The organism is Paraburkholderia sp. USG1, assembly GCF_031570135.1.
Lineage (GTDB): Bacteria > Pseudomonadota > Gammaproteobacteria > Burkholderiales > Burkholderiaceae > Paraburkholderia > Paraburkholderia dioscoreae.
The window spans coordinates 356233-375647 of record NZ_JAMWXW010000003.1; the positions used below are offsets into that span (position 1 = coordinate 356233).

Genomic DNA, 19415 nt, shown 5'->3' on the forward strand with positions numbered 1-19415 from the left:
CGGCCATTCGCTCTGCGGTGCCGCGCTTCGACGGGGTACGGTCGTGTTTCACCCAGGCAAACACCTTATGTTTTTTCATCTCATATTGCAAAGGCCATGATCGCCCCCTATCGTTCATCGGTGCTATTTTTGTCGTGGATTTGAGCGCTTGATATGTAATTTGAATACATATATCGACGGCTTCGAAATCCGCGACTTATACGCCGCGACGCCTAAAGCATTCGTAATGAAGCGCCGATAACAACTAATTCGTCACCGGAGACCGACCATGAGTAGCATCACCGAGCCGAGCGGGAATTCAGGCTCTGCCCCATTCTTTTCCAAACAGGCCACCGTTGCGAAACCGGGTTTTTCGCGCTGGATGGTTCCGCCCGCAGCCCTCGCCGTCCATCTGTGTATCGGCCAGGCGTATGCCTTCTCCGTGTTCAACGGCCCGCTAACCAAAGTCATCGGCATTACGCAGTCCAGCGCGGATGACTGGTCGCTGACTTCGCTCGGCTGGATCTTTTCGCTGGCGATCGTGTTCCTCGGTTTGTCGGCGGCCTTCGCCGGTAAGTGGCTCGAACGCGTCGGCCCGCGCCGCACCATGTTTACCGCGGCCTGCTGCTTCGGCGGCGGCTTCCTGGTTTCCGCGCTCGGCGTGTATCTGCATCAGATCGTCCTGCTCTATCTCGGCTACGGCGTGATCGGAGGCATCGGGCTGGGCCTCGGTTATGTGTCGCCGGTGTCCACGCTGATCCGCTGGTTTCCGGACCGCCGCGGCATGGCGACCGGCATGGCGATCATGGGCTTCGGCGGCGGCGCGATGATCGCCGCGCCGTTGTCGGTGGCGTTGATGAACCACTTCCGCAGCGCCACCAGCATCGGCGTGGCGGAGACGTTCATCGTGCTCGGCATTGCGTACTTCATCTCGATGACGATCGGCGCACTCGCAATCCGCGTACCGCCGGCAGACTGGAAGCCGGCCGGTTGGACGCCGGCCGCGACCGGTCAGAACAAGATGATCTCGCGTAACCACGTGCATATCGACCAGGCGCTGAAGACGCCGCAGTTCTATCTGATCTGGCTCGTGTTGTTCCTGAACGTGACGGCCGGCATCGGCATTCTCGGCCAGGCCTCCGTAATGATTCAGGAGAGCTTCAAAAACACGGTGACGGCAGCGGCGGCAGCCGGTTTCGTGGGTCTCCTGTCGCTCTTCAACATGGGCGGGCGTTTCGTATGGGCGTCGGCGTCGGACTGGATCGGCCGCAAGAACACCTACTTCATCTTCTTCGCGCTCGGCGCGGTGCTGTATTACCTGGTGCCGGGTTTCGCGGCGTCCGGTCAGATGGCCCTTTTCGTGCTCGCCTACTGCGTAATCCTGACGATGTACGGCGGCGGCTTCGCCACCGTGCCCGCATATCTCGCCGACATGTTCGGCACGGCGTTCGTCGGCGGCATTCACGGCCGACTGTTGACGGCGTGGGCCGCGGCGGGTGTCGCCGGCCCGGTGCTGGTGAACTACATTCGCGCCTATGAAGTCGCGCACGGCGTGGCCAAGGCGGACGCCTACACGATGACCGTGCACATCATGGCCGTGCTGCTGGTAGTCGGCTTCGTCTGCAACCTGCTAGTCAAGCGTGTGGACGACAAGCACCACATGACCGACACTCAACTCGCCAAAGGCGCCTAAGGAGACTTCCATGTCGACCGTTCAAGCAGCGAATCAAACAAGCAAGGTCAAACTCGCCGTCTTCTGGCTCTACGTGACGCTTCCGCTGGCATGGGGCGTGGTCAACACGCTCTCGCAGGCAATGAAACTTTTCCAGTAAATATCCTGTTCGGCACCCCGCGTGTTCAGACGGCGGGGTGCCGGCAACGAGCGTGACTCGCCGCCTGTCTATCGGCGCATATCCAATGCGCCGATCCCCTGCCTTCCCGCTACCACTGATACGCCGCGCCCGCCGTGACCGCCGTCGTGGCGGAACTGATGCCCGCGCCGAGCTTCACCTTCAGACTCTGCGTGACTCGCGCCGACAATCCCACCGCCACCGCCTGATAGCCCTTGTAACCGGCCGTGCCAACCCCGATTGCAAGGTTCTTGCTTGAATCGACTTCGGGGATCGCGGTCAATGCCAGCGCCGATGCCGTTCCGGAGTAAGCATTGCGCGCCATGTCGCTCAGGCCGCCCTGGAACTGCTGCATGTTCACGGCATCCGTAGGTGCCTGGCCTGGCGCGACATTGGTGATGCGGCGCTCGCTGCCGGACGAGCCCACGGAAACCGTGTTCGTCACATCGGCCACCGAGCCCTCGCCGATCGCCACCGAGTTCGGCGCGGACGCTTTCGCGCCGCCGCCGATCGCGACGGAACCGTTACCGATCGCCTGCGCCGCGTTACCGGAACTGTTGACGGATACATACGGCGTGCCGGTAGTCTGATTGTTCCGCACGGTCTGGACCAACTGGTTCAGCGTGCTGACATCCTGGTTGGTGTTCCAGAGTTGCGCTCCGGTCACTGCGTCGGTGCTGGTGGCCGATAGATTGGCGTCCTTCAGGTTGGTCAGTTGCACCTTCGGCACATTGACCGCCGTGCCGCCGAGCGTGATCCTGTCGTGCGCCGAACTGTCGTACTGCACCGCGTTCGCGACCGCCCCGTTGAGACTGCCGATGGTGGTTTGCAGACCGGCGATATCGCTGCTATTTTGCGTGACGCGACCATCCAGGTTGGTGATCGCACTGCCGACATTGTTCACCACGGTGCCGCCCACGCTATACGACGGCGCCGTCATCGAACCGTCCGCATTGACAGTGGCCCCGCCGCCCAGCGCCACCGCCGTGCTCGCGGCCTGCGCATGCAGTTGCGAGCCGTTGACCGCGTCGCTGCTCGTCGAACTGACGGCGCCCGGCGCCACGCCCGTGACGATCCGATTGCCCGCCGTACCCGACATATTGATCAGATTGCCGTTCGTCGTCGCACCGACACTGATGACGCGGGATACCGGATCTTGCGTCACCATGCCGATGCCGCCGTTCTCCATGTTCTGCTGCAACGTGCTGAGGCCGTTGTCGAGCGAACCGAGCGCGTCGCCGACCGTGGTTTGCGTGCCGCCTTGCATGTGATAGCTGGGGCCGCTCAGCGAACCGTCGGCATTGATCTGCGCGCCGCCGCCCAACGCGGCCACCATTGGTTTGAACTGCGCGAGATTGACCGCGGAAGCCTCCGTGGTGCCTGCCGCGATTCCGGTCAGCTCGCGTGCGCCGCCGGTGCCGGCGAAGTCGACGCGGGCGCCGTCCGTGCCCTTCGCCACGGTGAGATTGCGCGACGCCTGATCCTGTTGAACAAGCCCGATCTCGCCGTTCGTGATCTGGTTCGTGATGTTGGTCACGTCGCCTTCGATCGTGGTGGTGCGCTGGTCGAGATGGCTGATGTTCGTCGTGTTGTCCGTCACGCGCTGGTCGAGACTGCTGATGTTCGTCGTGTTGTCCGTTACCCGCTGATCGAGGTTCGTGATGCTGCCGGTGTTCTGCGCGACAGCCTGATTGGTGGCAAAGAGTTGCTGGCCGTTGACAGCGTCCGTGCTGTCGGCGGCGAGATTCGCGGCGCGCACGTTGGTGAGCCGAACCGGCGCGGCACCGTTGCCGAGCGTGATGATGTCGTGCGTTGCCGAATCGTACTGAACCGAATTAGCGCCCGCCTGGACACTGGTGGTGACGGCAGCAGCGAGCGCGGACCCCACGTCGCTGTAAGTGCTTCCTCCGATGCTGTACGCCGGCCGTTTGAGCGACCCATCCGCATTGACGGTCGAGCCGCCGCCCAGCGCCGCCGCCGTGCTGGCAGTGTTCGCATAGAGTTGCGCGCCGTTGATGGCTTCGCTGCTGGCCGCACCGACCGCGCCGGCCGTGAGGCCGCCGATCACGCGATTTCCACCCGTGCCCGCCACGCTGACACGCGTGCCGGTCGTGGATGCGCCGATAAGAATGTCGTGAGAAGCGGCATTCTGCGTGACGAGTCCGACCGTGCCGCCGCTGATCTGCGACTGCAACGATGACAGGCCCGTATCGAGCGAACTGAGCGCGTTGCCGACCGTGGTCTGCGTGCCGGCTTGCACGTGATACGTGGGGCCGGCTACCGAGCCGTTGGCATTGACCGTCGCGCCGCCGCCGAGCGCCGCGACGACCGGGCTGAGCTGGGCCAGATTCACCGCCGAGCCCGCGCTCGTACCCGCCGCCACGCCGACCAGCTCGCGCGATCCCGTCAATCCGGTGAAGTCGACGTGCTTGCCGTCCGTGCCCTTCGCCACGCTCAGATCGCGCGTCACGGAGTCCTGCTGAACCAGCCCCGTCTTGCCGTTACTGATGTTATTGACGTTGTTGGTGATGTTGGTGATGTCCGCGGTATTTTTCCCGACCGCCTGATTGGTGCCGTAGAGCTGCGCGCCCGTCACCGCGTCCGAACTGGCTGCGCTCAAGGTAGCGTCCGCGACGTTGGTGAGCTTGACCGGCGTGACGGTGTTACCGAGCGTCGCGACGTCGTGCGCCGGGGTGTCGTAACGCAGCGCGTCCGCACTGCCGGCGGCGCTGCCTGAAACAACCGCCGCGAGTGCCGCGCCCACGTCGTGGTACGTTGTCCCGCCGACGGTGTAGGCCGGCGCGACCACCGCACCGTTCGGATCGATCAGCGCGCCGCCGCCCAGCGCTTCGGCCACGCCGGACAGCTGGCCGACGTTGGCCGCGTCGGTGGGCCGCGTGCCGGCTGCGACGTAGGTGATCTGGCGGCCCTGCGTCAGGCTGCCCACCGACACGACGTTGACGCGATCGGCGATCGAATCGGAGCCCAATGCGACTGAACCCGTACCGCTGGCCGATGAATTCCCGCCGATGACAATCGAACCCTTAGCGGTGGGATTGATGAACGAGTTGTAGCCGATCGCCACGGAACCACTCGAAGCAGCACTCGCGAAGGAGCCGAGCGATATCGTATTCATTGCGGCTGACCGGGAGTTGTAACCGACCGCCACCGAGTTATTCGAAAGGGCGACCACCATCGCGCCCGCACCGACGGCGGTCGAATTCACCGAACCCACTCCTGCCGCCGATCCGACTGCGGTCGAAGCGTCGGAACCGGCAATCGAGGCCGAGCCGACGGACAACGCGTTAAAGCCGGTTGCCGCGGCCGTTGGGCCGATCGCCATCGCGTTCAGGTCGGTCGACGCGCTGGTGCGCGCGCCCAGAACGACATTGGGGCTCACGGCTATATAGTCGGTCACTGGCGTAGTCACGGCCGCCCCCAGCAAGCTGGTCCGGTTCGAGCTGACCGTGACTGGCGGCGTCGCCGCGTCGAGCGCCGGATTGCCCGTGAATACGTGCGCATTATCGATCGCGGCTGCCAGGTCTGCGGGCCTCGCGGCATCGTCCGTGGCCGGCGGCACGGCCGGGCCCGCCGCCAGCGCCTGCGCGACGCTGAGACAGTCCGGCTCCGATGACGCACATTCCCCGGCGGCTGCCGGCTGCGAAAACGCCAGCGCACCGAGCAGCCCGGCACTCGCCGCTACCAGCGAACCACGCACCGAAGCCCCTTTTGCACCGAGACTTTTCGTCATTTCGGACGCGGCTGCATATGTGCGGGTCGTTTTGTTCCACACGGTCTTATAGGACTTGTTCAACATACCTCCCTACTCTTTTTATAGAAGACTCAAGCACAAGGTTTTTCTTATGCAATCCTAACTATTTAGCTAGAACCATTAGAAACTTAAGATGGCATCGCGCTTCGCCTCGCCGCAAAGCCGCAGAACACGAATATACCTTGTAGAGCTATTTTTTAGCTTATATTAGAAAAGCGGCATAGCCCATTTAAGACGCAAAATGCCAAACGTCTTAAATTGCGCCGAGTGTTTTTAGTCTTTTCTAAGACACAGTTCTAATTTGTCCAAAAACAGCACATCGGGATAGTGCGAATCGCGGCTGAAGCTTTCAAACGGACGAGCATCGACCGCAACGAGTCTATCCTCGATAGCTAAACAGACGTCATACAAGAGAACCACACCGAAGAAGCGGGAACTGATACGGCGGACCACGCCGTGTCGAGACAGATCTGTCAGCCGCCCACAGCCTGCAGGTGCATCGGGAAAGTGATTTCGAAGATCGTGCCCTTGCCTTCATGCGAGTCGAAACGAATCTCGCCCTCCAGCACCCGGCACAACTCCTTGACGATCGCGAGGCCCAGACCGGCGCCGGGAATGTCGTCGGCGGCGGCGCGCTCGAACTCCTTGAATACGCGCTCCCGGTCCGATGAGTCGATGCCCACGCCCGTGTCGGACACACGCAGGCACCAGCGATCGTCCTGCGCGGCCGTCATGCTCAATTCGACCTGCCCGGCCCGGGTATATTTGGTCGCGTTGGTCAGCAGGTTGAGCGCGACCTGCTTGAGTTTGAGACGGTTGGACACGACCATCTGCAGCGCGCCGTCGAAGACCGTCTGCAAGCGCAGCCCTTTGCCTTCAATTGCGGGTTCACACGAGATCACCAGCTCGTCGAACAGCTCACGCAGCGAGAAGCTTTCCAGCACGAGCGGACTGGCGTCGCCGAGCACCACTGAATACTCGACCAGTTGGTCGACCAGCGTTTTCATATCGGCGGCCTGACGATTCGCGAGCGCGAGCGCCGTGTCGATTCGGGACGGCGCCCTGCTGATCACTTGCAGCGCCATCGAAAACACGTTGAGAAAGTTGCGCAGATCGTGCACGACGCTGCGCGTGATCTGCATGCGTGATTCGTACAGATCGCCGACCAGCCGCTGTTTGAGCGTCAGTTCGTGATTGGCGAGCTCGAGGCGCCCGGTGTAGTCGTCGATTTTCCGGTCGCGCTCGTTGACGACCTCGCGGATCGAGGTCAACGTGACGAAGCTGACGGCTTCGTCGATGAAATGCCGCGCCCGCTCCTCATGACGCCGCGTGAAATACGGCCGGGCTTCGCTGAATTCGACGATCGCGCCGGTCAGCATCTGCCGGAACAGATCGAGCTCGCGCACCAGTTCGTCGATCCGATAGCCCTGCTTCCAGCGCAATTTGCCGTGCAGGCGCGCGTCGCGCTTGATCGCGCCCTCGGCGTGGTCGAGATCCTGGTTCTCCAGCACGCTGCAGATTTCGTCAAGAATGTTCGGGATATGATCGGCCAGTTGTTCGTAGGTCAGCCGGTCTGATTCGGTCAATTCTGCGTCGTGAAAAACGGCCTTCATCCACCGCTCGGTCAGATCGACCTGTTGCAGACGCAACTGTTTGGCAAAAGCGGTAAGCGGCAGTGCGTGCGAGTCCGTCATGTGGGAGACCTGGCGCCGCATGGCGGCGAAAATAGGTGTTCCGCGCCACCCCGACGAACGCTTCGGGGTATACCTGACGCGACCGCAGGGACTGCAAACCGCGCTCAGGAGGCAAAGAGTGAGCGCTTCGCAAGCCGCCCGGGCGCCTCCAGTATGCGCGATTTGCGGAACAAAAATTAACCAGGGTAAGGACGCGTCCGAACCGCCGCGCCGAAAGTAGTTGCCTTTCAGGCTTGCGCGCCGCGCCTTCAGATCTTTTCGAACAGCACGTCCTGTGCGCCTTCCCACAACACCTTGGCGCCGAGTTCGCGCAGCCTTTCCTTGCCTTCGACAATGGTCAGAAAGTGATTGCCCGCGAGTTGTCCTAGCTTGCTCGCGAAGCAACACGAGCCGTACGCGAGAATGATCTCGGTTTCGCTGTAGCCGCCAGGGTAGAACAGAATGTCGCCGACCGACGGATGGCTCGTGTGGTTCTCGAAGCCGACCGCCACGCCGTCGTTCTCGAGCTTGAAGTCGCCGAGCGGCACCCAGCAGCCTTCGCCGCTCCAGCGCACGTGGATGATCTTCTGCCGGTACGGCAGGAGCCTCAGGAAGGCCGCCACGGTATGCGGCGCGTCCGGATGGGTTTCGGCGGTAAAGACATGGCCGCAGGAGGTGATTCGAAGTCGGGTCATCGCCAGGTTTCCAGTGTGACGGGTTGAATGGAATGGTCGGTCGGACGCGAGGCGAGGCGGGCCAGGCAGCGGGCGCACTATTCTGTCGTCCTGTGCAAGGCTTCGACAGATACAGTTGCTGTTTTGCCGGTCGGGCCAATTGAACCCAAGCCCGCGTTCCGTGCGGATGGCGCCCGCCCGGCCATGACGGCACGCGCATGCCAGGTCGCACTGTCCGATCGCCACGAAAGTTCGTAGTTTGCAAGCCGCGCAATGCGCAGCACACTGCGCAAAGTGCGTGATTCCCAAGGCGGCTCATCGGACAGTCCCTCCCGGCGACCCAAGGCGGTCCGCCGTCAAAGACAGCACGACAGCACTGCGGCATTGCCCGGAGGCGAAAGCGGCAAGGCTCCGGGTGCCCTCATCCGGCTGTCTTGACGCTTATGCCGCCGTTCCGCCACTGCCCGCTGACCAGCCGGCCACTTCCGGCCGCGCAATCCGTACTTCAGCCGCGCAGCCGGTAGGCGAGCGGCGTCACGCCGTAGTCACGCTTGAACTGCACGGAGAAATGACTGGCATTCTCGAAACCAACCGCAAGCGCGATCTGCAGCACGGTCTGATCGGTCGCATACAGCAGCCGCGCCGCTTCCTCGAGCCGCAAACGCGTGACGAACTGATGCGGCGTTTCACCGGTCTCGCGGCGAAACACGCGCGCAAAGTGAAAGCTGCTTAACCCCGCCTGTGCGGCCAGTTCGCTGATTGCCAGATCCCCGGCGAGATTGGCGCGGATATAGTCGGTCACACGGCGGATCCGGCGCGGCACGAGGCGTTCCGGGCACGCCGGCAATCCGGCCGGTGATCCCGCCAGCGCAGAGCGGCCGCGCGAATAATGCTGCAAGAGATGCGCGGCAAGCGCGTGAACCAGCGCATCGACATAGAGACGCGAGTCGGCGGGATCCGCAGCGGCGCGATGCAATGCAGCAAGCATCGCGGCGACCACCGGGTCGCGAAACTGCATCGCGTCGCCGAGCGACAGCTCGCGGGAGCCGCCAAGCTCCATCTGATCGGCGACGCTGTCGATCAGACTGCGCTCGATGTGCAAGTGGACGGTCGACAGCGGCTCATCGCTGATCGAACGCCAGCGCCATGAGATCGGCACGGGCGGCACGAACCAGACGTCGCCCACCCGCAGATCGGCGCTCTCCCAGCGCCCGTTCAGGTTGCGTTCGAGATGCTCGGCGCCGCTCGCGAGGGTCATCAGCGTGAGGTCCTGGAGGCCGGGCGCTTCCAGCAGTTCCTGCTCGACCGGTTCGAGGTACGAGCGCAGCACGAGGTGCCGCCACGGGCGATTCACGCTCGAGACCAGTTTCTGGCCTGCCATGTAGCGATCGTAGGCAAGCGTCGTTGTCAGCTTTGGAATTCGTGCCATCACGTCCATTCCCAGGAGGTGCCATATGAAGAGTGAACCCCGCCATACCCGTGTTGCCAATCCGCTATCGGAGCAAGAACTCAAAAATGATAGCAAGGAACCGGCTACCGTAATTTCTGGAAATAGCTAATCATTCAGCTTGTCGTCTTTCACGCGTTTCGAACGCTGGAGCTACCGTTTAATGGAACACGAATGCGATACGCTGCCGCACTGGCTGACCGGCTCGCCGCAAGGCGAAGCCGGGCACCCGTCGGCAGCTTGCAACTCGACGGTTGCCGCCCAACCGGCCTACCCGGCCGGCACGCGGCAACCCGAGAAATCAGCCCACGCGGCTGAAGCATCCAGGGCACACAACCGCACTGCAACAGGCGTCGCGCCCACGGGCTTTCTCACACTCTTCACCGAGGAGGAGATCGGCACGCCCTCGCCCGCCGCGCGGCGCGCCGCACCGGTCATCAGTCCGCTGGTGCGCTTTGGCAGCGCGCAGGACCGCATCGAATTCGTGCGGCAGCGCATCAGGCAACTGGGCTTCGACTCGTTCAGCTATTCGGCCACGCGCACGTCGGCGCATCACAAGACGATGTTCGTGCTGACCAGCTACGAGTCGCAGAGCTGGCTCATGCGCTATTTCCGCGAGCGTTATTTCGAACTCGACCCGCGCGTCGCACTCGCCTCGCCGACCGGTATGCCGTTTCTCTGGAACACGGCCGACATGCGCGCCGATCTGCCGCGCGCGCAAATGCGCAGCGAGCGGCTTGGCGGCCTGATCGACATGCTGGAGGCGACCGGGCGCAAAAGCGGGATCCTCACGCAAATGCCGCTGCCCGAACCTGAGTTGAGCGCGAGCCTGTGCTTCAACTCGGAGACCGGCAATCCCCGCTGGATGACCGAATCGATCGTGGCGGAAACGCTAATGTTCGCGCACATGATCCACGAATTCATCTGGACGCACGCGAAGAGCGTGATCGGCATCGCGCCCGCGCAGCAGCAGCGCGTCACGCTGAGCGAATTGCAGCATGCGGTGCTGCGCGCGGTCGTGCAGGGTCAGCGGGACAAGGAGATCGCGTACTTCCTCGGACTGTCGCCGCATAACGTCGACTATCACCTGCGGCGTCTGCGGCAGTTGTTCAACGTGCGCAACCGCGTCCAGTTGATCAATGTCGCGCAGGCGTATGTGTCGTAGAAGTTAAGCTGGAAAGAGCGCCGTGGCCGGCATGCCGGTGGGGGTCGGCACAGGAAACGATGGCGAACCGGCCGTGCGCCGGTTCGCCATCCGCCCGGTTAGCTCTTGAGCCGGTAGCCGGTCTTGAAGATCCACGCAACGATCAGCAGAAACACCGCGAGGAACAACGCCGTCATGCCGAGGCTCACCTCGACGTTCACGTCGGCGAGCCCATAGAAACTCCAGCGGAATCCGCTGACCAGATAGACGATCGGATTGAACAGCGTCACGACCCTCCAGAAAGGCGGCAGCATATTGACCGCGTAGAAGCTGCCGCCGAGGAAAGTCAGCGGTGTGATGATCAGAAGCGGCACCAGTTGCAGTTTCTCGAAGCTGTCCGCCCAGATACCGATAATAAAACCCAGCAGACTGAACGTGAGCGCCGTGAGTACGAGAAACAGGATCATCCAGAACGGATGCTGCACCTGCAGCGGCACGAACAATCCGGCTGTCGCGAGAATGATCAGCCCCAGCAGAATCGATTTGGTGGCCGCCGCGCCCACGTAACTCACCACGATTTCCAGGTACGACACCGGCGCGGACAACAGTTCGTAGATCGTGCCGGTAAAGCGCGGAAAGTAAATCCCGAACGACGCATTCGAAATGCTTTGCGACAACAGCGACAGCATGATCAAACCCGGCACGATAAACGCGCCGTAACTAATGCCGTCCACTTCCTTGATGCGCGAGCCGATCGCCGCGCCGAACACGACGAAATAAAGCGAAGTCGAAATCACCGGCGCGATGATGCTCTGCATCAGCGTGCGCCAGGTGCGCGCCATCTCGAACTTGTAGATCGCGCGGATTGCGTAGAGATTCATTGGTCACCTCGGAGCAGACTGACGAAGATGTCTTCGAGCGAACTTTGCGTGGTCTGCAGATCCTTGAAGCGGATGCCGGCGTCGTCGAGCGCCTTGAGCAGCGCGATGATGTCGGTGCGCCCGCCCTCACCCTCGTATGTGTAGATCAACTCGTTGCCGCCCTTCGCGACGGCGAGCCCGTAGCCGGCGAGCGAAACCGGCACTTGCGCGAGCGGGCTCTCCAGTTGCAGCGTCAACTGCTTTTTGCCGAGCTTGCGCATCAACTCCGTTTTCTCTTCGACCAACATGATTTCGCCCGCGTTGATTACGCCGATGCGGTCGGCCATTTCTTCGGCTTCGTCGATATAGTGCGTGGTGAGGATGATCGTCACGCCGCTCTGCGCCAGCGAGCGCACCAGTTTCCACATGTCGCGGCGCAACTCCACGTCCACGCCGGCAGTCGGTTCGTCGAGGAACAGCACGCGCGGTTCGTGCGAGAGCGCCTTGGCGATCAGCACGCGGCGCTTCATGCCGCCCGAGAGCGTGATGATCTTGCTATCGCGCTTTTCCCACAGCGACAGGTCGCGCAGCACCTTTTCGACGTATGCGGGGTTTTTCGGCTTGCCGAACAGGCCGCGGCTGAACGACACGGTCGCCCAGACGGTTTCGAAGGCGTCGGTGGTCAACTCCTGCGGCACCAGGCCGATCAGCGAGCGCGCGGCGCGATAGTCGTTCGCAATGTCGCGGCCGTCCACCGTTACGCTGCCTTCGCTCGCTTTGACGATGCCGCAGATAATGCTGATGAGAGTCGTCTTGCCCGCGCCGTTCGGGCCGAGCAACGCAAAGATTTCCCCACGGTTGATCGCCAGATTGATGTTCTTGAGTGCATGAAAACCGCTGGCATAGGTTTTCGACAGGTTCGTGACCGAGACGATTGGCTGCATGGAATCGATGATGGCAGACACCGTTGTTTGATTGGAAGGAGCGGTGTTGAAGCGCCGCCGCACCCGCAATGTAATGGAAAGTGCGAAAGCGTGCAGCGCATTGCGGCGCAGCATCGGGAACACGTGGGGTTCAGGCTGGGGTGCGCGCCTGGCGCAACGCGCCCGGAAAGCGGCTGGCAGTCACGCGCTGAATTTCTTCGGTCGACACTGGCTTCAACAGATAGCGGTCGAAGCCCGCTTCGCGCGAACGCTGGCGGTCGGTTGCCAGCCCATCAGGGCTGGGCGAGACGCGTTCCGCCGGCGTTTCCACACTATCTCCCCGGTCGGTTTTTTCGGCGAGCGGCGCGATGTGCAGCCGATGCCTACCTTTCTGCCGCTTCTTCGGCATTCGCCAGGAATGGCCCATGCTCGCTATCAAGCATGCTGCCGTGGCCTTCGCGTTAAAGCGGACACGCTCAAGCAAGGCACACCGCTTGCGGCAGTTCATGCATGTGAGCGACAAGCGCTTGCGTGAGATCAAACCGACTTATGGAGGTCAACCATGAAACACGTTACCAGGATGGTTTTTGCTTCGGCGCTCGTGATGGCATTATCGGGCGGAGCATACGCACAGGCCGGCGGCGGTGCGGGTGGTGGTGGCGGCGCGGCAGGTGGTGGAGGAACCGGCGTGGGTGCCGGCGGCGGCACGACAGGGGGAGCCGGCGGGATCGCAACGCCCGGCGTGGGCGCCGGATCGATGAAGAGCCCGAGCGATTCGGGCTACGGTACGCCCGGCGTGACGGGCACTGGCGGTGGCGTGGGCACGGGTACTGGCGCATCGCCGAATAGCCCGTCGACGAACCGTTCCAATAGCGGCATGAGTAACGGCATGAGCAACGGCACTCGCAGCGGTACAGGCAATGGCATGAACAACGGTGCTGGCGGCACGATGCAAAACGGCCAGTAAACTCTGGTCCCGCGCATGCTTTGAATTGCTGAGTTCGAATGGGGCGGCGGCGCCTTTGAGTGGCGCCGCCCTTCTCTTTGTGCAACCGGAGCCTGCTCCGGAGCTGCAACCATGCATACCGGCTTTTCAATTTCCACGACGCTTCTTGCAATGCAAGACTCTGCCGGTCACGGCTCAGCACAGACAAAGCTGCTGGCCAGGTTCACATTGCCCTTGCCGACGTAGCGAGGAAACAGCGGATAGCGGCACAGCGGACGTGAGCGGCCATTGGTCGGCGCCGCGATATCGGTCGCCGTCAAGGTCTCGGGCGAAGCGCCGCGCGTCACCCAGTTATCGAGCGCGCCCAGCAGATCGACGGATGGAATGAACACGCCGCTGCCGTGCTGGAATCCCGGCACCATGTACAAGCGCATGAAATTATTGACCTGGTCGATGCCGAACCGCTCGACCAACGTGTCGTAATAGCTAATGGTCTGGTTCGGGCTGATGACTTCGTCGGCGAGGCCTTGCAGCGTGATGAGCTTGCCGCCGCGTGCAATGTAACGCGTAAGGTCGGGGTTCATCGCGCCGATCGTCTGCGACAGCGCGACCAGTTGCGCGCGATATTTTCCGGGGTGTTGCGGGTCGAACCGGAGCGAGTCGAAGCCGGCGTCGCGCGCAACGAAATAGCGGATGTAGCCGTCGCCCTGCGCGAACAGATAACCATTGGCGAAGAACGTCGGCACCGGCAGGCGTTCCGGCTGATGCGCGAGGCCGAGCAGGCCGTTCAGACGCGTGCCCTGAAAAATGTTGTAGCCGCTATAGCCGCTCACGTCCCAGGCCAGACGGTAGGGCAACGAGAGTCCGTCGCGCATCACGAGCAAGGCGGAGAGTTGCGTGTCGGTGAGGCATTCATCGTGAGACGGCGTGCGTCCGGCGCAGCGCAGCGAGGCGATGATGTCGGCTTCGCGCTCGCGGCACGCGGCGACGTCGCTGACAATGCCGTCCGCCGCGCCGTCGAGCCGGTCACACGTGGCGACTGTGCGTTGATAGACGTGTTCGAGCAGCAACGGCGGGATGAAGCCGCCGGGCGTGTTGTACTCCGCCTGGCCGAGCTTCACGCCGAGCAGACGCACGCCGGAAAAATTGAGTGCGGGCGAATTGGCGATCACGCCGTCGTAGTCGTCAGGAAAACGCTGCATCACGGTGTAGCCTTCGCGGCCGCCGGTCGAGCCGCCGGCGAAATACATCCGTTGCGGCGGGCGGCCATATGCGCGGGCAATCAGCGCAAGTGCGGCGTCGTGCGTTTTCTTCAGATGCGCAAAGCCGAAATTCGTGACCGCCTCATCGACAAGACCGAAGACCGCGACCGACGAATCGCCGACATGCCCCGAGTCGTCGCCGAACGTGGCGTACCCCTGCGCGAGCGGCGCGCGATTCGGCGAAAACGGCATCACGCCGGTTCCGCTGACCACAACGCCGTTATAGCCGCCGCCGCCGATCTGCAATGCGCGACCGTTCCAGCGTCGCGGCAGATTCAGATCGAAACGGATGTCGGGTGTGGTGGCTTTGACGCCCTTGATACGGCCGGTGATACGGCAATACTCGACGCCCTGCTGATTGCCCGGCGCGGTGGCGCTCACCATGGCCGCGCTTTCGATCTGCGCACCGGCGGTCGGCAAGGCAATGAGTTCGGGCGGCAGAATGGCGCCCGCGAATTCGGCGCAGCGCATGGCGAGCGGCGCCTCTTTGGGCGCGGCGAACGCCGGGTGGGCGGCGAGCCACAACAGCGCACCGGCAACCTGGATGGCCGCGCGCGACTCGCGCGCGGCACGCGCAGGATCCCAACTCGCCCTCATCCGTAACCTGCGCCATTGGCAGCCGCACCCGTCTGCTGCCCTTTCCAGCCACGCCAGCCGCGCGCGATCATGAGTACGGCGCCGATGGCGACGAGATCGCCGCCCAGTCCGATCAGCACCCCGCGAAAGCCATGAAATGTGTGCGGCGTCGCCGTATCGACGATCAGGGACACGAGCGTGCCCGCCACGAAACACACGAGCCCGGTGCGGCCGACCGTAACCACGGCGGGCAACCGCCGCGCGAGCCACGCGATGCTGCCCATGCGCACGAACTGCGCGGCGACCCAGGCAATGACGATGAAATTGATCACGCGATCGGGAGAAAGGTTCTGTTTAAACGTGCCGGGCAACGGTTGCGTCAGCACGAAGAGTTTGACGATAGCGAACGCCAGCACGGCCACGGCCGCGCCCCACGTGCACCAGCGAGCGGTGCGGGTAGCATGGAAGCGCTCGCTGACGGGCTGCACCCGGGACAGGATTCCGAGCACGAACATCAACTGCCATGCAAACGGATTAAAAGCCCAGTCGGCCACCTCGTCAATGCTGAACAATGCGGCCAGCGGCCGGGCGAGCGCCCAGATCGCCACGCTCAAACCCAGCGCCAGCAGCGGCGAACGCCGGGCCAGCGGCACCGCGAACGGCACGCACAGCGCGAAGATCACATACATGGGCAGCACGCTCGACAGATAAGGCTGGCGCCGCAGCAGCATGATATCAAGCGCTTCACGCAGCGGCTGAACCGCGAAAAGCGGCCATCCGGTCAGGTCGACCATGGGACGGTTCAGGTTCAGCATGGCGAGCACGGCGCCGGACAGCAGAGTCAGCACCGCCGTCAACAGATAGGCGCGGTAGATTTCCCAGCACCGCCGGACAAAGCGCAACTTCGCCGCACTCTCGCCACGTTTTGCGAGCACCGCCGTATAAGCCGCCGCCGACGCATAGCCGCCGAGAAACACGAACACTTCTGCCGAATCGCACAGCGCGTAGGCGTGCAGCATCAGATGCGAGAGCGTGCTGCCGGGAATATGGTCGAGCACGATGACGATCAGCACCACGCCGCGGAAGAAATCCACTTCGATAGAGCGTCCCCCAAGGGGATCTCCTCCCAGGCGGCCGCGACGGGTTTCCATTCAGGTTCTCGCAGGAATGGCGCACCCATGTCGTGCGCCGTTTTTCGTAGGAACACCATGACAATAAAACGTTCCCGCCGATGCCGCGCGGCCCATCCGCGCGCGCTGACAACCGGCCTCTAATTCCACATCGCGCAGCGGCAATCTGAAATACGGCTGTCGGCATGCGGTAATACTGAGTCGTCACCTGTTCCGCCTATTCGATTCGCGGCAAGAATTGCGCTTTTAAAGCGCCGGCCGAGAATGCAATCGGTAATGGGCGCGGAAAATAAATCGCCGGATGCGATGCACGATTTTTTTCGCTTTTTTTCATCGTAGGATGATTTCATGCACGCCCGTCGGACCTCGCGCATTTCAAGCGATGCCACCTTCGACGGCGGCCACTCATGTGGACCGGACACGCGGTCAGCCGATCCGCGATCGGCAGGCACGTCGAGCGTCATTGCGACGCCTTCTATTCGCCGCGGCTGAGCTGAGCGTCACCGAGCGCCCCGGTCCTTCCATTACCGTCCAGAACGGCCGCGCCGCGCGCGCTACCTTCGCACTGGAAGACGACCACATGAACGACAGAATTGCCGGCTTCGACGGATTGCGTGCGATCGCAGTCCTGATGGTATTTTTTCAGCACCGCCTGTTCGGCGACATCGGCGAGATCGGCCATCTCGGCGTATGGATCTTCTTCGCGCTGAGCGGATTTCTGATCATCGGCATTCTTTCCGCTCAACGCACGCGCATTGAAAACGGCGCCAGCCGATTCGGCGCCGAATTGAAGCGGTTTCTGTTTCGCCGGACCCTGCGCATATTTCCGATTTACTACCTGATGCTGCTGGTGATGTGCGTACTGATGGCGTTCGGCCTGGCGAGTCCCGAACTGGCGAGCGGCATGCCGTTTCATTTTGCTTACCTGTCCAATATCTGGATCGGCTCGGTGCTGCACTACTGGCCCGGGCGCTACTCGCATTTGTGGAGCCTCGCGATCGAGGAGCAGTTTTATCTCGTGTTCGCGCCGCTATTGTTGCTGCTTGCCTCGAGACGGCATCGCGCGGTGTGCCTTGTGATCGTCGTGGCCGGACTTGTTTCGCTAATGGCGATGCGCGCGGCGCATTGGCAGGACATCACCATCTACACGCACCCGCTGACGAACTTCTGGCTGCTCGCGTTGGGCGGAATCGGCGGCTTGATGATCGCGGGCAAAGAGCGCCGCTTGCGAGCGTGGCTCGGACACGGTGCGACGCTCTTCGCGTTGAGCCTCGGGCTCGTGGCCTTCTGCGCGACCGAACCGATGTGGAGCGAGCTGGGCAACCCCATGCTGTTCACCGCAGTCAGTGCCGCGTACGGCCTATGCATCGCGGCGCTGGTGTGTTCGATTGCGTGCTGCCGCAACGCGGTGATCATCGGCCTGCTCGAAACGGGCTGGCTGGTGAGCTTCGGGCGAATCAGCTATGGCTTTTATCTCTATCACAACCTGATCCCCGACCTCACGCGCAATCATCACGCCGCCGCGCTCTTCGGCGGCGTGGTGCCCTTGTGGGCGCACGTCGCGGGCATTGCAGGGTCGTTTGCGATTGCGCTCACGATGGCAGTTCTGTCATGGCGGCTGATCGAGGAACCGATCCTGCGGTTGAAGACGCGGCGTGCGGCGGGGCCGGCGTATACGCCGGCCGCATTGCCGTCGCGTCACGAGCGAGTCGAGCCGCCATTGACGGAAGAGCGCACCGCGTCGGACGCGGTCTGACATCGGCAGGTCTTACGTTTCGCTTGCACGCGGCGCATGTGAGGGCGCGGTATCATGCGGCCTCACTTAGCCGGCTGCTTCGAATCTCGCGCGACACTCGGGACCGAACTGGCCAAACGATAACAACAAGCCACCGCCCGCGCGTTGTCCGGTCGATCCGATCCGCGCGCCGGCTCGCGGACTCCAACTCGCGGTTTGCAGCCCGCGTTTTTCAGACATGCCTCATTTCACTTTCGCCGACGGCGTTCTCGGCGCGAGCCTGCAAGCGCTCGACTTCTACGCATTGCTAGGCATTGCCGCCGCGCTCCTGCTGGGCGGCATGGTCAAGGGCGTGGTCAGCATCGGCGTGCCGCTCGTGGCGATGCCGATCCTCAGCCACTTCCTGCCGATCAAGGAAGCGGTTCTTCTGCTCTCGATGCCGATCATCCTCGGCAATATCCCGCAGGCACTCGAAGGCGGAGAGCTGCTGCCGACCGTCCGGCGCATCGCCGCGCCGCTGATCGGCACCGTGATCGGCAACATCGTCGGGGTGAGCGTGCTGATTTCGCTGGCGCCGCATCGCGCGCAAGCGGCTGCTGGCGCGTTGCTGATGATCGCGGCATTGCTGTTGCTGGCGTCCCCGCGGCTTACGCTGTCGCCGACATGGGCGAAGCCGGCGGGGTTCGTGCTGGGCTTCGGCGCCGCGCTCATGGAGAGCATCGCTTCGGTGCCGGGCCCTTTGCTCGCGATGTATCTGATCGCCACGGGCGCCACGGGTAAAGCGTTCACGAAGCAGATCGCCATCATTCTCGTGGTTTCGATCATTACGCTCGTCGCGACATTCAGCGGCGGCGCGCATGCCCGCTGGACGGATCTGGCCATATCGGCCTGCGCGAGCGTGCCGGTGATCGTGGGAATGCTGCTGGTGCGGCCCTTGCGGGACCGGTTGCCGCCCGGCGCGTTTCGGGCGCTCGTGCTCGTATTCGTGGTGGCCGCCGCGGCGCAGATGATCTGGAAATCGGGCGTTTTATAAGCCTGACCGCTGCGCCGGTTCGAAACGGCCGTGGTACGCGCATTGCTGCCCAATGGTGTCATCCTCACCAACCGGAGAGATCTCGTGGCAACCAAGGCCAATTCCCCGAACGAACACGAGCCCGAGCGCCAGGCCGAAGAAGACCCCGGCAGCCGGCCTACCGAGGTTTCCAAGCCTATTGGCGACGCCATTCCTACGCCAGTCGAACCGGGTCTCGATCAGCCGCTGCCGAAGAAAGGTGAAACGCCACCGCCTGCCGATAAAGCCAAGGACGAGGCGTTGGGCGACACTGACACGCCTGCCGGTGTTCCACCGCCCGGGCCGTCGGATTTTGCGTAGCGCGGATCGTCAAAAGACAACGGGCGGCGCCGATTGCCGGCGCCGCCCGCGAGATGTCACACAACCGCGCAG

17 protein-coding genes are annotated in these 19415 nt (G+C 62.9%); 7 read left to right on the forward strand and 10 right to left on the reverse strand.

The features are described from left to right. Nucleotides 1–268 precede the first annotated feature (268 nt). Together NE850_RS06295 and NE850_RS06300 are read left to right on the forward strand one after the other, a co-directional pair. Nucleotides 269–1672: an OFA family MFS transporter gene (locus tag NE850_RS06295; protein WP_007176513.1), complete on the forward strand. Its 1404-nt coding sequence runs from the start codon at nt 269–271 to the stop codon at nt 1670–1672. A gap of 10 nt (nt 1673–1682) precedes the next feature. Then, nucleotides 1683–1811 (forward strand): hypothetical protein, encoded by a 129-nt coding sequence (locus NE850_RS06300; RefSeq protein WP_007176512.1) that lies wholly within the window; start codon nt 1683–1685, stop codon nt 1809–1811. Nucleotides 1812–1920: 109 nt separating this feature from the next. Here the strand turns inward: NE850_RS06300 and NE850_RS06305 are convergent, their stop codons facing one another. From NE850_RS06305 to NE850_RS06320, 4 genes are all read right to left on the reverse strand, one after another. Then, nucleotides 1921–5646, reverse strand: a complete 3726-nt coding sequence (locus tag NE850_RS06305; protein WP_310698537.1) for a YadA-like family protein — start codon at nt 5644–5646, stop codon at nt 1921–1923. Between the two features lie 428 nt (nt 5647–6074). Further along, nucleotides 6075–7295, reverse strand: coding sequence for a sensor histidine kinase (locus NE850_RS06310; protein ID WP_007176510.1), 1221 nt, complete (start codon nt 7293–7295; stop codon nt 6075–6077). Nucleotides 7296–7543: 248 nt separating this feature from the next. Next, nucleotides 7544–7969, reverse strand: coding sequence for a DUF3830 family protein (locus NE850_RS06315; protein ID WP_165187974.1), 426 nt, complete (start codon nt 7967–7969; stop codon nt 7544–7546). A gap of 484 nt (nt 7970–8453) precedes the next feature. Next, complete coding sequence (locus NE850_RS06320; RefSeq protein ID WP_165187972.1) at nt 8454–9377, reverse strand: AraC family transcriptional regulator; 924 nt, start codon at nt 9375–9377, stop codon at nt 8454–8456. A 181-nt stretch (nt 9378–9558) separates the two neighbouring features. On the opposite strand from NE850_RS06320, the gene NE850_RS06325 reads away from it, so the two are divergent. Beyond that, on the forward strand, nt 9559–10560 hold the full coding sequence (locus tag NE850_RS06325; RefSeq protein ID WP_310698538.1) for an autoinducer binding domain-containing protein: 1002 nt from the start codon (nt 9559–9561) through the stop codon (nt 10558–10560). 98 nt (nt 10561–10658) lie between these two features. On the opposite strand, the gene NE850_RS06330 is transcribed toward NE850_RS06325, so the two are convergent. The 3 genes from NE850_RS06330 to NE850_RS06340 all read right to left on the reverse strand — a co-directional run bounded on the left by NE850_RS06330 (nt 10659) and on the right by NE850_RS06340 (nt 12863). Next, nucleotides 10659–11420 carry an ABC transporter permease gene (locus NE850_RS06330; protein ID WP_007176505.1) on the reverse strand — a complete coding sequence of 254 codons (762 nt, stop codon included), beginning with the start codon at nt 11418–11420 and terminating at the stop codon, nt 10659–10661. Further along, on the reverse strand, nt 11417–12343 hold the full coding sequence (locus tag NE850_RS06335; protein WP_035517087.1) for an ABC transporter ATP-binding protein: 927 nt from the start codon (nt 12341–12343) through the stop codon (nt 11417–11419). Before NE850_RS06335 ends, NE850_RS06330 begins: the two co-directional genes overlap by 4 nt. A gap of 130 nt (nt 12344–12473) precedes the next feature. Beyond that, nucleotides 12474–12863 (reverse strand): hypothetical protein, encoded by a 390-nt coding sequence (locus NE850_RS06340; protein ID WP_157187686.1) that lies wholly within the window; start codon nt 12861–12863, stop codon nt 12474–12476. Between the two features lie 21 nt (nt 12864–12884). On the opposite strand from NE850_RS06340, the gene NE850_RS06345 reads away from it, so the two are divergent. After that, nucleotides 12885–13289: a hypothetical protein gene (locus tag NE850_RS06345; RefSeq protein ID WP_007176501.1), complete on the forward strand. Its 405-nt coding sequence runs from the start codon at nt 12885–12887 to the stop codon at nt 13287–13289. 167 nt (nt 13290–13456) lie between these two features. On the opposite strand, the gene NE850_RS06350 is transcribed toward NE850_RS06345, so the two are convergent. From NE850_RS06350 to NE850_RS06360, 3 genes are all read right to left on the reverse strand, one after another. After that, the gene (locus NE850_RS06350; RefSeq protein WP_007176500.1) at nt 13457–15127 is read right to left on the reverse strand and encodes a tannase/feruloyl esterase family alpha/beta hydrolase; all 1671 of its coding nucleotides are present in this window, start codon (nt 15125–15127) and stop codon (nt 13457–13459) included. Beyond that, nucleotides 15124–16257, reverse strand: a complete 1134-nt coding sequence (locus NE850_RS06355) for an OpgC domain-containing protein (RefSeq protein WP_007176499.1) — start codon at nt 16255–16257, stop codon at nt 15124–15126. Before NE850_RS06355 ends, NE850_RS06350 begins: the two co-directional genes overlap by 4 nt. A 119-nt stretch (nt 16258–16376) precedes the next feature. After that, complete coding sequence (locus NE850_RS06360) at nt 16377–16700, reverse strand: hypothetical protein (RefSeq protein ID WP_157187685.1); 324 nt, start codon at nt 16698–16700, stop codon at nt 16377–16379. Nucleotides 16701–16816: 116 nt separating this feature from the next. Here NE850_RS06360 and NE850_RS06365 point away from each other — a divergent pair, with 116 nt between their 5' ends. The 3 genes from NE850_RS06365 (at nt 16817) to NE850_RS06375 (ending at nt 19343) form a co-directional block, all read left to right on the forward strand. Continuing rightward, nucleotides 16817–17992 (forward strand): acyltransferase, encoded by a 1176-nt coding sequence (locus tag NE850_RS06365; RefSeq protein WP_007176498.1) that lies wholly within the window; start codon nt 16817–16819, stop codon nt 17990–17992. A 217-nt stretch (nt 17993–18209) separates the two neighbouring features. After that, nucleotides 18210–19004 (forward strand): sulfite exporter TauE/SafE family protein, encoded by a 795-nt coding sequence (locus NE850_RS06370; RefSeq protein ID WP_007176497.1) that lies wholly within the window; start codon nt 18210–18212, stop codon nt 19002–19004. An 84-nt stretch (nt 19005–19088) separates the two neighbouring features. Further along, nucleotides 19089–19343 carry a hypothetical protein gene (locus NE850_RS06375; RefSeq protein ID WP_007176496.1) on the forward strand — a complete coding sequence of 85 codons (255 nt, stop codon included), beginning with the start codon at nt 19089–19091 and terminating at the stop codon, nt 19341–19343. Nucleotides 19344–19415: the final 72 nt, after the last annotated feature.

What these genes read in the sequence shown, in the direction of transcription:
- NE850_RS06335 (WP_035517087.1), bottom strand. Translation starts at nt 12,343, where the DNA reads ATGCAGCCAATCGTCTCGGTCACGAACCTGTCGAAAACCTATGCCAGC.
- NE850_RS06325 (WP_310698538.1), top strand. Translation starts at nt 9,559, where the DNA reads ATGGAACACGAATGCGATACGCTGCCGCACTGGCTGACCGGCTCGCCG.
- NE850_RS06295 (WP_007176513.1), top strand. Translation starts at nt 269, where the DNA reads ATGAGTAGCATCACCGAGCCGAGCGGGAATTCAGGCTCTGCCCCATTC.
- NE850_RS06365 (WP_007176498.1), top strand. Translation starts at nt 16,817, where the DNA reads ATGAACGACAGAATTGCCGGCTTCGACGGATTGCGTGCGATCGCAGTC.
- NE850_RS06320 (WP_165187972.1), bottom strand. Translation starts at nt 9,377, where the DNA reads ATGGCACGAATTCCAAAGCTGACAACGACGCTTGCCTACGATCGCTAC.
- NE850_RS06330 (WP_007176505.1), bottom strand. Translation starts at nt 11,420, where the DNA reads ATGAATCTCTACGCAATCCGCGCGATCTACAAGTTCGAGATGGCGCGC.
- NE850_RS06310 (WP_007176510.1), bottom strand. Translation starts at nt 7,295, where the DNA reads ATGACGGACTCGCACGCACTGCCGCTTACCGCTTTTGCCAAACAGTTG.
- NE850_RS06355 (WP_007176499.1), bottom strand. Translation starts at nt 16,257, where the DNA reads ATGGAAACCCGTCGCGGCCGCCTGGGAGGAGATCCCCTTGGGGGACGC.
- NE850_RS06360 (WP_157187685.1), bottom strand. Translation starts at nt 16,700, where the DNA reads ATGACGCTCGACGTGCCTGCCGATCGCGGATCGGCTGACCGCGTGTCC.
- NE850_RS06300 (WP_007176512.1), top strand. Translation starts at nt 1,683, where the DNA reads ATGTCGACCGTTCAAGCAGCGAATCAAACAAGCAAGGTCAAACTCGCC.
- NE850_RS06315 (WP_165187974.1), bottom strand. Translation starts at nt 7,969, where the DNA reads ATGACCCGACTTCGAATCACCTCCTGCGGCCATGTCTTTACCGCCGAA.
- NE850_RS06370 (WP_007176497.1), top strand. Translation starts at nt 18,210, where the DNA reads ATGCCTCATTTCACTTTCGCCGACGGCGTTCTCGGCGCGAGCCTGCAA.
- NE850_RS06305 (WP_310698537.1), bottom strand. Translation starts at nt 5,646, where the DNA reads ATGTTGAACAAGTCCTATAAGACCGTGTGGAACAAAACGACCCGCACA.
- NE850_RS06350 (WP_007176500.1), bottom strand. Translation starts at nt 15,127, where the DNA reads ATGAGGGCGAGTTGGGATCCTGCGCGTGCCGCGCGCGAGTCGCGCGCG.
- NE850_RS06345 (WP_007176501.1), top strand. Translation starts at nt 12,885, where the DNA reads ATGAAACACGTTACCAGGATGGTTTTTGCTTCGGCGCTCGTGATGGCA.